Raw genomic sequence first — 13,266 nt, 5'->3', positions numbered from 1 at the left:
TACGGCTGCGAACGGTGCCGGCGTGCCACGGTAACGAGCACCGGGGTTTCCTTCGGGAAACCTCGTTAGGCTGGTTCGGTGACGGACTCCACCTCGCGCTTCGATCCGGTCTGCCCCTCCGGCATCGCGCCGATCCACATCGGCGACAAGTGGACGGCCATGGTGATCTCCCTGTTGGCCGAGGAACCGATGCGGTACTCCGACATCCGGGCGCAGATCGGCCCGGTCACGGCGAAGGTGCTGACTGCGGCGCTCCGCGGCCTGGAGCGGGACGGCTTCGTCGCCCGGGTGGAACAGCCCGGCCCGCCGCGCAGCGTCCACTATGGCCTGACCGAGCTGGGCCGGACCCTGCTGCCCGCCATCGAGCTGGCCGTGCAGTGGGCGCAGGACCACCTCGGCGCGATGCTCGACGCGCAGGAGGCATACGACCGCGAACATGCCCGACAGGGCCGGGCAGAACTGCGCTGATCAGGCATTTCTGTATTGATTCGGGGTGCCGGCCGGATAGCTGAGTGCATCCATTACCGTCGACTCAGGTGATCCAGGACACAATTCCCCTAGGGGAGATCTAGGGGTTCTGGCGAGCGCTTCGACCGTTGGCTGCGGCGAAATTCCCATAGTAAGGTTACGGTCCGTTCGACAGGTGGCGAGCGCATCGCCGCGCGCCCCCATTGACGTTTCTTCGCCGGGCCTCGACGCATCGGGCGCGGTGTCCACCCCACATTCACTCAATTCCAGGGGGAAGCTTGTCCCGGTTGAGCCGTAGGCGGTTGATGTCCGGTGTCGGCACCGTCATCGCCGGCGCAGGTGCGAGCACGCTGATCGGCGACCACGTGGTCGCCGCGCCCGCCCAGGTCGACAGCCTGGCCGGTGGGCAGAAGACTCCCGGGCCGGTGACGATCGGCCCCACCGACCGCCGTTACGCCGACGCCCTCCAGCGCGGGTTCAACCGCCGCTTCGTGGGCAGCCCGGAGGCGGTGCGGATCGTCAGCACCACCAAGCAGGTCGTCGCCGCGGTGCAGGCGGCCGTGACGGCCGGTAAGAAGGTCGTGGTCCGCAGCGGCGGGCACTGCCTGGAGAACTTCGTCGACGACCCGGCGGCGAAGGTCGTCATCGACCTGGTCGAGATGCGCTCGGTCACCTTCGACACCACCCGTAACGCCTTCTGCGTGCAGGGCGGGGTCACCCTCGGCGACCTGTACCGGCGGCTGGACTGGGGGTGGGGCGTCACCGTCCCCGGTGGCTCCTGCCAGAGCGTCGGCATCGGCGGGCACGCCACCGGCGGCGGCTTCGGCATGCTGTCCCGGCAGCACGGCATCGTCGCCGACTACATCGACGCCGTCGAGGTCGTCATCGTCGACGCCACCGGCACGGCGAAGTCCGTCGTGGCGACCCGGGCCACCGGGGACCCGAACCGCGAGCTGTGGTGGGCGCACACCGGCGGCGGGGGCGGCAACTTCGGCATCGTCACCCGGTTCTGGCTGCGCAGCGCCACGGCCACCGGCACCAACCCGAGCACGCTGCTGCCGACGCCTCCCGGCGCGGTCGCCAACACCATCCTCACCTGGAACTGGGCCGACGTGTCCCGGGCGGACTTCGTCCGGATCATGGCCAACTACGGCACCTGGCACGAGCTGAACAGCGCCCCCGGGGCCACCGGCACCAAGCTGTTCTCCGCGCTGACCGCCAACCGCAGCGAGTACGGCCGGCTGTCGGTCGTCGCCCAGGTCGACCCCACGGTCAGCGGCAACAACACCCTGCGCAGCTCCTACGTCAGCGCGATCACCGCGGGCGTCACCGCGACGCCGACGATCCTCGACACCGGCACCCGGCCGTGGCTGACCAGCACGCTGAACCTGCCGACCACGGCCGCCGCGTTCGGCATCACCGGCCCGCTGCGTTCCAAGAGCAAGGGTGGCCTGCTCAAGCAGCGCTACACCGACGCCCAGGCGGGGCGGGTGTTCGACCGGCTCACGGCGAGCGGCTACACCAACCCGGCGTCCGGCCTGACGCTGCTGTCGTACGGCGGGGCGATCAACGCCACCGCTCCCACCGCGACGGCGACGGCGCACCGCTCGTCGGTGATGGCCGCGTCGTTCACCAGCTACTGGGACGACCCGAGCGCCGACGCGGTGAACATCGACTGGCTGCGCGGGCTCTACCGGGACGTGTACGCCGAGACCGGCGGGGTGCCGGCGCCGGACGCCCGCAACGAGGGGTCCTACATCAACTGGCCCGACATCGACTTCCTCGACAGCACCCAGAACACCTCCGGCGTGTCGTGGTCGACGCTGTTCTACGGCGACAACTACCCACGCCTGCAACTGGCCAAGGCGGCCTACGACCCGCTCAACGTGTTCAGCCACGTCCTGGGCGTGGCGGCTCCGTGACCGGACAGGTCCTGGTGGTCACTGCGGGAGCCGGTGGGATCGGCTCCGCAGTGGCCCACCGCTTCCGGTCCCGGGGTTGGCGGGTGGTGATCGTGGACCGTGACGCCGGGCGGGGGCGCGCGGTGGCCGGCGGGTGCGACGGGCTGTTCGTGCACACCGACGCCACCACCCTGGCCGGCTGCCAGGAGTACGTCGAGACGACCCTGGCCCGGTACGGGGCACTGGACCTGTTGCACCTCAACGTGGGTGTGCTCGCCGGCACGGCGGTCGGCGACGGGTTCGACCCGCAGGCGTACCAGTCGATGATGCGGACCAACGTCGACTCCGTCGTGTTCGGCGTGCAGGCCGCGTACACGCCGATGCGGGCGCACGGCGGTGGCGCGGTGCTGGTCACGGCCAGCACCACCGGGCTGCGTCCGTCGCCGGACGCGCTGTACTCGGCGAGCAAGCACGCGGTGGTCGGGCTGGCCCGGTCCCTCGCGGGCCCGCTCGGGCAGGTGAACATCCGGATCAATGCGATCTGCCCGGGCGCGGTGGACACCCCGATGCTCGCCGACCGGCGCGACGCGCTGGTGCGCGCGGGTGTCGGGTTGGTGACACCGCAAGAGGTGGCCGCCGCCGCCGAGCAGGCGCACGCGACGGGACGTACCGGCGAGGCGTGGATCGTCAACGCCGGGCACCCGGTCGCCCCGCACCCGTTCACCGAGGTCGTCATCGCGGGAGAGGAACGGATCTCCCGCTGACGGCCGTACCGCCCGCACGTTCCGGTGAAGATCAGTGCCGGTAAAGATCAGCGGTCGAACAGACAGGAGTGCTTTCATAGGGGCCGGTCACGCAATTCGGAACGACTTGCACGGCAGGGGGACCAATGATAACCGAACCCTTATTCGGCGATTACCCGGAAGAGTTCCCGGCGACGTGGTTGCGGCCCGATGTCGATTCCGCGCGACGGCGGATCAGGCAGGTCGTTGGTTACGACCGGGTGTTCCGGAGAATCGAGGCGAGCCTCGAACCGCTCGCCGGCCACCCCGAGGCACGTGAATCCGACCGGTGGAAGTCGCTGGTGCTGGCCTCCTGCGATTTCCCCGGTGCCCTCGACCGGCTCACCGACCTCTACCCCTGCGGCGAGTCCCGGCGCGGCACGTCCCTTGAGGACATGAGCCGCGAGCAGTTGATGACCCTCGGGTTGGTCAACGCGATGACCGCCACCTGGCCCGGCCTGGACCACGTCACCATGGCCCGTGACTACCTGGAGAACCAGGGCGGCCAGATTCCCACCGGCGTCGAGTGGCTGGTGAGTTGCGCGATCCGCATCCTGCTGCTGTCCGGGGATCCGAACGCCGCCGCCTGCGCGGCGGCGGCCCGGCAGCGTCTCGGCGGGCAGAACCCGATCGGTTGGCGGGCCCGGCTCACCAGCCTGCACGCCGTCTGCGCGCTGCTCGACGGTGACGTGCAGGGCGGCGTCGAGTGGGGTGAGCGGGCGCTGCGGATGATGCAGCCGAGGCGCTGGGCGCACCGGATCGGTGAGCCGCTGGCCACCGTGGTCCTGGGCAACCTGGCCCTGGGCCGGATCGGCGCGGCGGTGAACCACCTGCGTACCACCCCGTCGGCGTTGATGGACGAGTCCAGCTACAGCCTGTGGTACCGGCACGGCTTCGGGCACTTCTGTCTGGGCACCGGTGACCCACGCGGCGCGGTGACCCGGTTCATGAGCTGCGGACGGAACATGGCCGAGTGGGGCATGGCGCTGGAGCATCTCTTCCCGTGGCGGCTGGCGGCGGCGGCCGGCTACCAGATGCTCGGCGAGCAGGACGTCGCCGTACACCTGGTGGATGCGGCGTTGCAGGCCCGCAGCGACGAGATACGGGCCCGGGCCCTGGAGACCACGGACAGCGTCGCAGTGGTCTTCGGCGGTGCCCGCGAGGCGATCCTCACGACACTGGAGCGGTTCTCGTCGAGCCCCGACTTCTTCCTGATCCTGCGCCGGTTGCAGACCGAACCGCTCGACTTCGGCTGCGGGGACTACGCTACCGTCACGGTGCTGGAGCGGCGTCCGGTGGCGTTCCTGTCGACGCTCACCGACAGCGAGTTGAAGGTCGCCACCCTGGCCGGCCGGGGCAAGCAGAACAAGATGATCGCCCGGGATCTCAGCATCACGATCAGCACGGTGGAGCAGCACCTGACCCATGTGTACAAGAAGCTCGGCATCGGCAACCGCAAGGAACTCCGCCTGATCATGGGCTGATCCACCGCGTCGCCGGGCGACGCCATCCCGACCTGATCGCCCTCACCACGGAACCCGGACGCCGTGACCCACACCTCTAACGGAACCTCATGTCTAGTCACCTCTCCGCTCCGGATTCCGTCGGGGCGCAGGAGCACCGGGACGGGCCGACCCGCCGGGCGCAGGTCCACGCGGTGGCCGTGCTGCTGGCCACCACGGTCCTCCCGCTGACCATCACCGGCGCGTCGGTCGCGTTGCCCGGCATCCAGCACGACCTCCAGACCAGCACCGTCGCCGCGCAGTGGGTGGTCAACGCCTACAACGCGACGTTCGCCGCTTTCCTCGTGCTGGGCGGCGCGGTCACCGACCGGTGGAGCCCCTACCGGGTGTTCCTGTCGGGGGTGGCGGTCTTCGCGGTCGCCTCCGCCGCGTCGGCGTTCGCGCCGACGGTGCTGGTGCTGAACCTGACCCGCGCCGTTACGGGCGTCGGCGCGGCGGCCACCGTGACCGGCGGGGTGGCGCTGCTGTCGGTCGTGCTGACCGGCCGGGCGCAGGCCCGCGCCTTCGGCCTGCTGGGCACCCTGCTCGGCGTGGGGTTGGCGTTCGGACCGCAACTCAGCGGCGTGGCGTTGGAGACGCTGGGGTGGCAGGCCGTGTTCGGGGTACCCGCCGCGGTGGGCGTGCTGGTGATCGGCCTCGTCCTGGCCGCCCGCCCGCCCGCCACCGGACGCCGGACGTCGGCCCACCCGCCGTTCGACTGGGCCGGGGCGCTGCTGTTCACCGGGGCCTCGCTGATCGGCATCGCGACCCTGGTGGAGGCGCCCCGGCTCGGGGCGACGCATCCGCTGCTGTGGGGCGGGGCGACCCTGTCCGCCGTGCTGCTGCTGTTGTTCGTCGGTGTGGAGCGTCGGGTGGCGCACCCGGTGACCGACCTGACGCTGCTGCGCAATCCCCGGTACACGGCGATCGCGATCACCGCGGGCACCCTGATGGTGGTGCTGGTGCCGATCCTGGTCTACCTGCCGTCGTACCTGATCAACGTGGTGGGCCTGTCCCCCACCGAGGCGGGCGCCTGGATGCTGGTGCTCACCGCCCCGACGATCGCGTTGCCGCCGGTGGGCGGCATCCTGATCAGGAACATCGGGATGACCCCGGTCCTGGTCACGTCGGTGGTGCTCTGCGGGCTCGGCGCGCTGGGGCTGGTGACCCTGTCGCCGGGCAGCACGTTGCCCGCCATGGCGCTGCCCCTGCTCGCCATCGGGGCGGGGGCCGGGCTGCCCTCCGGTCACATCGACCGGCTGGCCGTCTCCGAGGCGGACGAGAGCCGACGGGGGGCGGCGGCCGGGCTGTTCAACACCATCCGGCTCTCCACCGAGAACGTGAGCATCGCGGCGGCCGGGGCGTTCATCGCCGCCGCAAGCCCCGTCGGCCTGCGCGGGCGGCACTTCACCGACGCGCTGCACACGGTGGCGCTGGTGCTGGCGGCGGTCGCGATCGCCGTCGCCGTGCTCCTCCTGGTCGTCGACCGTCGGGCCCGGGGCGCGGGCCGGGTGGAACACGCCCCGGGCCCGGTACGGCCGGCGGTGAGCGAGTAGCCGGATGGCGGCCGGTGGGCCGTCGCTCAGCCCAGGCTGATCACCGGTCGGGTCAGGGTCTCGTCGGCGTACCCGTCGTCGGAGGCGAGCCACCGGCCGAAGTCCCCGTCCCGGTAGGCGGTCGCGAGGGTCAGCCAGCCGAGGAAGAAGCCGCTGCCGCCGCAGGTGACGACCCCGCCGTCACCGCCGCACACCACCGTCGGCTCGGTCGTCACCTCGTACCGGTAGGAGTCCTGACCGATCGCCAGCCCCCACAGGTTCGGCGTCCGGTGCGCCCCGGTCGGATGCTCCACCGGGTAGCCGTCGTCGGGGCTGTCGTCGCCCCAGCGGAACAGGGTGGTCGCGCCCGCGCCGCAGGCCCACTCCCACTCGTCCGGGCTGGTGGTCCGCAGGCCCAGGTCGGCCAGGGCGGCCATCGCCTCGTCGTGGTCGAACTCCTCGACCAGCACGGCCCGGGTCACCCGGCCGGCCGCGTCCAGCTCGACGGTCAGCCCGTCGGCGGAGCTCACGGTGCTCACCCCGTCGCCCCGGTGGTCGAGGGACGCGACGAGTTCACCGACCCGCGGATCGTCCGGCGGCACCGGCATCTCGCCGGGTTCGAACGCCTCCACCGCGACCAGCATCGCCGGCAGGTCGACGTCGCGTAGGGGCGAGGTCATCGCGTCGACGTACTCGGTCAGCGGCGGCAGGCCGTACTCCTCGGCGCTGTCGGCATAGCTGGCTGCCTGGGCGGCGCCGGGGCGGAACCGCGTCCCGTCGTAGCCGAGCGTCGGCCGGCCGCCGGGCACCAGCGCGAACCGCAGCCCACCCCGGTCGAACAACGCGGTGCGGTGCCGGCGTCCCGCGTAGCCGGTGTCCCGCAGGCCCACCACGGTAAGGTCGTGCCGCGCCGCGATCTCCCGGGCGATTCGGCCGGCGGCCTCCTCGGACCGGTCGTTCCAGGCATCGACACGGAGTTCGGCGTACGACATCGCGTCAGGATAGGACCGGCCGCACCGGCACCGGCGGGCGGGTTTGGCGTCCGCCGGCGTGCCGTGGCGCTGCTCCGGACGGGTCAGTAGCCGATCCGGAAGGTGGCGTCCTGCCGGTCGGTGGCCGGTGAGCTGCCGCTGAGCGGGTCGATGCGCAGCAGGTAGTCGTAGTGGCGCAGGTAGCGGTCGGGGAAGTTGTACGAGCGGAACGACGTCCACGAGGAGTCCGCGAGGCCGGCCGTGCGGTAGAACGTGGCGTCGCCCCGGAACGCGCTGGTGCCGTCGTTGGCGGCCAGCCGGATCGTGTAGTCGTAGTGGCGCAGGTACCGGTCGGGGTAGTTCACCGAGCGGAACGACACCCCGGCCGGGTCGGCCAGGCCGGGCACCAGGGTCCACAGTTGGTCCTGGTACGGCTCGAACGGGTACGTGTCGATGCGTCCGACGTTGTTGCCGTGCCGCACGTAGCGGTCGGGGAAGTTGTACGACTTGATCCGGTTCCAGGTGGGCAGCCCCCAGGCGGTGGTGAGCGCGGTGAGTTCGGCCGCGGTGACCGGGGCGATCCCGGGGTGCTTGGAGTTCAACGGCTGCGTGTACGCCCGGTCGTTGAGCAGGCTCCACGCGCCGCCCGCCACGTTGCTGGTCTGCCAGCAGAAGAACCGTCCGTTGGGGCTCCACGTGTCGCCCCACAGGTACCAGGTGTTCGCGGTGTGGGACTTGACGATCTGCGGGGCCTCGACTCCCCGGCCGGGGCCGATGGCGGCGGTGTGGACGCTGAAGCTGCCCGGGTTGAGGGTGGTGGAGCGGGTGCCGAGCAGGGTGCTGTTGGTGTTGTTCTTGAAGTACATGTAGTTGACCCCGTTGACGCTGACGAAGCTGCCGTCGATGGCGTCGTAGCCGGGGTCGAAGAACGTCTGTGGGGCGGACGCGGTGACGAAGTCGCCGGTGTAGTTGACCATCAGCACGTTGCGACCGCCGGTGACGGCGGAGTAGACGACCGCGTACTGCCCGCGTCCGGGGTCCCAGTACGCCTCGGGCGCCCAGGCGTGGGTGGCCAGGGAGTGCACCTTGAGCAGCCGGTAGCCGGTGAAGGTGCGCAGGTCTGCGGAGTCCCAGACGTGCAGGTACTGGCTCTGGTAGTTCCAGTCGGTGCCGTTGAGGTCGGTGGCGAGCACCACGAATCCGCCGTTCTGCTTACGCAGGACGAACGGGTCGCGCAGGCCCCGGCTGCCCAGCGTCGGGGTGGCGACGGGGCGGTTCTGGTTGAGCGGGGTCCAGTTCAGGCCGTCGGTGCTGACGGCGAGGTGCAGTCCGTAGTTGGCGGCGGTCATGCTGGGCGACTCGGTGAAGTAGGCCATGACGTAGCCGTCGCCGGGGGCGGCGGAGGCGGTGGCAGGACGCAGCAGGGTCGCGCCGGCGAGGGCGGCGCCGGTGGCGGACAGCAGGGTACGACGCTTCAACAGGTCACCTCGGGGTGGTGGAGGCGGGGTGGCGGTGGTCCCCGTACGTTATCGCTAACATCGATGACGTCAAGTGTCTCGGCGGGCCCGCTCCCCCTGCCCCGCAGGTCGGACGCATCGCGCCCCGGGCCGGTCGACTGCTGCTCAGCCATCCAGGGCGCGCAGCAGGTTGCCGCCGTACACGTCGGCCGCCTCGGCGGCGGAGAGTCCGTCGAGGCCGACCGGGTGCAGGGTCTGGGCGAACGACACGTGGTCGAGGCTGGGGGCGAAGTCGGAACCCCAGTAGAGCCGGCGCGCGCCGAAGTGGTGCAGCAGCGTCTCGACGAAGGGTCGGGCGGCGGGGTGCGGGTAGCCCTCGGCGGGGTCGCTGACGGCGTACAGGCCGGAGACCTTGACCCCGACGTGGGGCAGCCGGGCCAGGTCGGTCAGCGGGGCGAGCCGGTCGGCGGCGGCCTGCGGAGCGGGGACGGTCGACTGCCGGCCGGGCAGGCCGAGGTGGCTGAACAGCACGGGGCACCCGTCGAGGGCGGCCAGCGCCCGGCCGAGGCGTCCGGCGGCCTCGGGTGGGGCGTTGAGGCTGAGCAGCGTCGCGGTGTCGGCGAGCGGCGCGGCGGTCCCGGTCAGCCACTCGGCGAAGGTGTCGGCGGCGGCCGGGTCCGGCAGGTACGCGGCGAGACCGACGAATCCCGCCGACCGGATGCGGTCCAGTCCGGCGGGGTCGACGCCGGTGACCGGAACGTACGCCAGGGGGACGATCCAGTCGTGTGTCGCGGCGAGCCGGGCGAGGTGCCGGTTGTTGCCGGTGAACTCCGGGCCGCCCTCGTAGCCGACCACGAGGGCCCGCGCGATGCCGTGTTCGTGGCGCAACGTCCGGTAGACGGCGAGTTCGTCACCCCCCGCCGGTGACCTTCCGTACCGGCCGGGATAACCGTCGGCGAACAGGTGCAGGTGGGCGTCGGCGCGTTCCATGGGGCGGACCCTAACCGATTCTGAGCTGCCCATTGACGCGGGAGGACCCCTCGCTTAGGTTCTTGTCTCAATTAGGTCCGGATTATCGGACGTAGGCGAGGAGTGAACCGCGTGGTGCAGGCGCACGAGGACGTTGACGATCTGGTACGGCTGCGTCGGCAGCTCCACCAGCACCCCGAGCTGCGGTTCACTGAACAGCAGACCGCCGCCGTACTCGCCGGGCGGCTCGCGCCGATCGCCCGGGTCCACACCGGCCTCGCCGGCACCGGCCTGCTCGCGGAGATCGAAGGACGCAGCGAGGGACCCTCGGTGTTGCTTCGGGCCGATATGGACGCCTATCCGGTTCAGGACGCCAAGCAGGTGCCCTGGGCGTCGACCAACCCGGGGGTCTGTCACGCCTGCGGGCACGACGTGCACATGACCGTGATGGCCGGCGTCGCCGCCCGGCTCGCCGCCGACCCGCCCGCCCGGGGCTCGGTGACCGTGCTGTTCCAGCCGGCCGAGGAGATCCCGTTCGGCGCGACCTCCGGCGCCGCCGCGGTGCTCGCCGACGAGGCCCTGCGCGACAGGCGCTTCGACGCCGTCCTCGGCCTGCACTGCTGGCCGGACCTGCCGGTGGGGACGATCGGGGTGGACCGGGTGACCGCGATGGCGGCCAAGGACGCCTTCCGGTTCGAGGTGACCGGTCGGGCCGCGCACGCCGCCACCCCGGCCCTGGGCCGCGACGCGATCCTCGGCCTCGCCGGCATCGTCAACCTGCTGCACGCCGGGGTGGCCCGCTCCCGCAACCCGCACGAGCTGGTGGCCTTCAACATCGGCACGATCGCCGGTGGGGCCAGCCAGAGCCAGGTCGCCGAGCGGGCCGAGGGCACCGGCACGCTGCGCACCCACGACGAGGCCACCCGCGCCCGGCTCAAGGAGGTCATCGAGCGGATCGCCCGGCAGCAGGCCGCCGCGCTCGACCTCGGGCTGCGGTTCACCTGGGCCAACGAGATGCCCCCGGTCCGCAACGCGGCGGCCCTGGTGGCGCTCGCCCGCGCCGAGTTGCCCGGGGTGGTCGAGGTCGCCGACCTGACCGAGCCCCCACTGACCACCGACGACTTCGCGCTGCTCGCCGCGCTCGGCCCCAGCCTGTACGTCAAGCTCGGCGTCACCGGCGAACAGGGCGGCGCACCGCTGCACTCCGGCGCCTTCGACGTCGACGAACGCTGCCTCGGCGTCGGGGTGGCCGCCCTGGAACGGCTCACCCGGGCGGTGCTCGACGGACGGCTGGCCGCTCCCGACGGTCACGGGGACGCCGGGCCCGGTCGGCCCGGCCCGGGTGACCGGACCGACGCCGTCGAGGCGGTCGGGGCATGAGCCGCCCGTCGGTGGCCGTGATCGGGGCCGGGGCGTTCGGGGTCCGGCACCTGGCCGCGTACCGGTCGCTCGGCGTGCCGGTGGCGGCCCTGGTCGAGCCGGACGCCGCGACCCGCGCCCGGGTGGCCGCGCAGTACCAGGTGCCGCAGGCGTACGCCGACGTCGCAAGCCTGCTCGCCGACACGACACCGGACGCCGCCTCGGTCTGCGTGCCCGGCCCGGCACACCGGGCGGTGGCCGTGGCTTTGCTCGACGCCGGGGTGCCGGTGCTGGTGGAGAAGCCGCTCGCCACCAGCGTCGCCGACGCCGCCGCCATCGTCGACACCGCCGACCGAACCGGGGTGCTCTGCCAGCCGGGGCACATTCTGCGGCACAGCCCGCCGCACCGGGCCCTGCACGACGCGATCCGCGCCGGCCGGCTCGGCGACGTGCTCGCCGTGTCGTCCCGCCGTGACCGGCCCCGCACCCTGAGCCGGCTCTTCCCGCGCGAACACCCCGCGCTACTCACCGCCGTCCACGACATCGACCTGGCCCTCTGGTACGCCGGAGCGCCGGTGGTCGAGGTCCGTGCGGCGGCCCGGACCCGACCCGGATCGGCCACCCCGGTCCTGGTGTGGGCGGAGCTGCGACACGCCAACGACGTCGTGTCGTCGATCCGCAACAGTTACCTGCTTCCCGAGAGCACTCCCCACCACACCTCGGACCTGGTCGAGGTGTACGGCACCGACGGGGTCGCCCACGTCGACCTCGGCCACCCCACGCTGCTCGTCCAGGGCGAGCCGACCGAGGCGCCGGACTGGCTGTTGTCCCCGGTCGACGGCGGCGGCGCGCTCGCCGCCGAGCTACGGCACTTCCTGAGCCGGATCGACGGCACCGCACCGACGGCGGTCGTCCCACTCGCCGACGGACTGCACGTGGTGCAGGTCGCCGAGGCCGTGGCCGGCAGCGCCGACAGCGGCGGCGCGGTCCGCCGACTCCCCTGAGCCCCCCACCTGTGACAGGAGCTAACCGATGTTTCGACGGAGATTGGCCGGTGCCCTCGCCGCCGGCATGGCCGCCGCCGCCCTGCTGACCGGATGCGGTGGCGACGACGCCGCCGACGGCCCGGTCACCCTCAAGGTGCTGACCTGGGAGCCGGGTGGGGCCGAGTACTGGAAGCAGGTCAAGACCAGCTTCGAGGGCAGCCACCCGGACATCAAGCTGGAGATGCAGTCCGTCCCGTTCGACAAGTACCCCGAGGTGCAGGGCCCGTACATCACCTCGCAGTCGGGGCCGGACGTGATGGCCAACAACGCCGGGCTGGAGCTGTTCGACAGGCGCGGCGCGTACGTGCCGTTGGGTGACAAGGCCGCCGAGATCACCAAGGACCTGGTCACCTACAGCGGGGCCTGCGAGGGCTTCGACACGAGCAAGACCTGCTACGGGGTGCCGTTCTCCTACCAGGGCAACGTCCTGTACTACAACAAGGCCGTCCTGACCGCCGCCGGGTTGAACCCGGAGCAGCCCCCGGCCACCTGGGACGAGTTCGGGGCCGCCTGCGAGGCGGTGAAGAAGGCCGGCAAGACCTGCCTGGCGCTGGGCCTGTCCGGCACCTTCCCCGCGTACTGGGACTTCCCGGAGATCGCCCGCAACTACCTCACCGAGGACGACATCCGGGCGCTGCTCGCCGGGAAGCTGTCCTGGAAGGACCCGAAGCTGGTGTCGGTGCTCGGCAAGCTGGCCGAGATCACCACCAAGGGCTGGGCCAACAAGAACGCCCCGTCGATCACGATGCTGCCCGACGGCGCGGACATCTTCCAGCGCGGCGACGCCGCGTTCGCCGGCACCATCATCTCCGACGCGGTGAACTGGGAGGCGTTCGGCAAGGCCCTGGGCGACGACAAGCTCGGCGTCACCCGGTGGCCGGCGATCGACCCGGCCGCGCCGCTGGCCGGCAAGTTCTCCGGCATCGAGGGCGCGGTCTACGGGGTCACCCAGTGGAGCGAGAAGAAGCAGGCCGGGCTGGAGTTCATCAGCTGGCTCGCCGGTAAGGAGAACGGCGAGCTCTGGGTGAAGTACGGCAAGGGCCAGCCGCTGAACAAGACCGTCGACAAGGCGCTGCTGCCGTCGTCGCCGGCCTTCCTCAAGATCCAGGAACTGGTCGCCCAGCCGACCCTGCACGCCGGCGTGATGCTCTCCGGCCCGGAGGCCGACGCCCTGGCCCGGGGCTGGCAGCAGGTCACCCTCGGCCAGCTCACCGTGGACAAGTGGGCCGACCAGATGCAGCAGGCGCTGGAGCGCAGCCCCACCAAGAAGCAGGGC

Annotated in this window: 11 protein-coding genes; 8 read left to right on the top strand and 3 right to left on the bottom strand. The window is 71.8% G+C overall.

The genetic code is table 11. From position 1 onward, the window contains the following. Nucleotides 1-78 precede the first annotated feature (78 nt). From ACOJTC_RS11240 to ACOJTC_RS11220, 5 genes are all read left to right on the top strand, one after another. Nucleotides 79-468, top strand: coding sequence for a winged helix-turn-helix transcriptional regulator (locus ACOJTC_RS11240; RefSeq protein ID WP_420116801.1), 390 nt, complete (start codon nucleotides 79-81; stop codon nucleotides 466-468). 287 nt (nucleotides 469-755) lie between these two features. Beyond that, a complete protein-coding gene (locus tag ACOJTC_RS11235; protein WP_363658541.1) occupies nucleotides 756-2,390 on the top strand; it encodes an FAD-binding protein in 1,635 nt (544 codons plus the stop codon). Beyond that, nucleotides 2,387-3,133 carry an SDR family NAD(P)-dependent oxidoreductase gene (locus tag ACOJTC_RS11230; protein WP_420116800.1) on the top strand — a complete coding sequence of 249 codons (747 nt, stop codon included), beginning with the start codon at nucleotides 2,387-2,389 and terminating at the stop codon, nucleotides 3,131-3,133. Before ACOJTC_RS11235 ends, ACOJTC_RS11230 begins: the two co-directional genes overlap by 4 nt. Nucleotides 3,134-3,372: 239 nt before the next feature. Further along, the gene (locus tag ACOJTC_RS11225; RefSeq protein WP_420116799.1) at nucleotides 3,373-4,635 is read left to right on the top strand and encodes a helix-turn-helix transcriptional regulator; all 1,263 of its coding nucleotides are present in this window, start codon (nucleotides 3,373-3,375) and stop codon (nucleotides 4,633-4,635) included. 89 nt (nucleotides 4,636-4,724) lie between these two features. Further along, complete coding sequence (locus ACOJTC_RS11220; RefSeq protein WP_420116798.1) at nucleotides 4,725-6,209, top strand: MFS transporter; 1,485 nt, start codon at nucleotides 4,725-4,727, stop codon at nucleotides 6,207-6,209. Nucleotides 6,210-6,235: 26 nt separating this feature from the next. Here the strand turns inward: ACOJTC_RS11220 and ACOJTC_RS11215 are convergent, their stop codons facing one another. From ACOJTC_RS11215 to ACOJTC_RS11205, 3 genes are all read right to left on the bottom strand, one after another. Further along, a complete protein-coding gene (locus ACOJTC_RS11215; RefSeq protein ID WP_420116797.1) occupies nucleotides 6,236-7,180 on the bottom strand; it encodes a hypothetical protein in 945 nt (314 codons plus the stop codon). A gap of 83 nt (nucleotides 7,181-7,263) precedes the next feature. Then, nucleotides 7,264-8,637 carry a glycoside hydrolase family 43 protein gene (locus tag ACOJTC_RS11210; protein WP_420116796.1) on the bottom strand — a complete coding sequence of 458 codons (1,374 nt, stop codon included), beginning with the start codon at nucleotides 8,635-8,637 and terminating at the stop codon, nucleotides 7,264-7,266. A gap of 144 nt (nucleotides 8,638-8,781) precedes the next feature. After that, nucleotides 8,782-9,606, bottom strand: a complete 825-nt coding sequence (locus ACOJTC_RS11205; RefSeq protein ID WP_420116795.1) for an amidohydrolase family protein — start codon at nucleotides 9,604-9,606, stop codon at nucleotides 8,782-8,784. Nucleotides 9,607-9,717: 111 nt separating this feature from the next. Here ACOJTC_RS11205 and ACOJTC_RS11200 point away from each other — a divergent pair, with 111 nt between their 5' ends. The 3 genes from ACOJTC_RS11200 to ACOJTC_RS11190 all read left to right on the top strand — a co-directional run. After that, nucleotides 9,718-10,965, top strand: coding sequence for a M20 metallopeptidase family protein (locus ACOJTC_RS11200; protein ID WP_204923376.1), 1,248 nt, complete (start codon nucleotides 9,718-9,720; stop codon nucleotides 10,963-10,965). Beyond that, nucleotides 10,962-11,948, top strand: coding sequence for a Gfo/Idh/MocA family protein (locus ACOJTC_RS11195; RefSeq protein WP_420116794.1), 987 nt, complete (start codon nucleotides 10,962-10,964; stop codon nucleotides 11,946-11,948). Before ACOJTC_RS11200 ends, ACOJTC_RS11195 begins: the two co-directional genes overlap by 4 nt. 28 nt (nucleotides 11,949-11,976) lie before the next feature. After that, on the top strand, nucleotides 11,977-13,266 hold a 1,290-nt coding region (locus ACOJTC_RS11190; RefSeq protein ID WP_420116793.1), incomplete at its 3' end, for an ABC transporter substrate-binding protein.

The sequence above is a fragment of the Micromonospora sp. genome (assembly GCF_048594385.1).
GTDB lineage: Bacteria > Actinomycetota > Actinomycetes > Mycobacteriales > Micromonosporaceae > Micromonospora > Micromonospora wenchangensis.
The sequence above is the reverse complement of the archived record's forward strand: the minus strand, read 5'-3'. Positions and strand labels throughout refer to the sequence as shown.

What these genes read in the sequence shown, in the direction of transcription:
- ACOJTC_RS11220 (WP_420116798.1), top strand. Translation starts at nt 4,725, where the DNA reads ATGTCTAGTCACCTCTCCGCTCCGGATTCCGTCGGGGCGCAGGAGCAC.
- ACOJTC_RS11205 (WP_420116795.1), bottom strand. Translation starts at nt 9,606, where the DNA reads ATGGAACGCGCCGACGCCCACCTGCACCTGTTCGCCGACGGTTATCCC.
- ACOJTC_RS11215 (WP_420116797.1), bottom strand. Translation starts at nt 7,180, where the DNA reads ATGTCGTACGCCGAACTCCGTGTCGATGCCTGGAACGACCGGTCCGAG.
- ACOJTC_RS11195 (WP_420116794.1), top strand. Translation starts at nt 10,962, where the DNA reads ATGAGCCGCCCGTCGGTGGCCGTGATCGGGGCCGGGGCGTTCGGGGTC.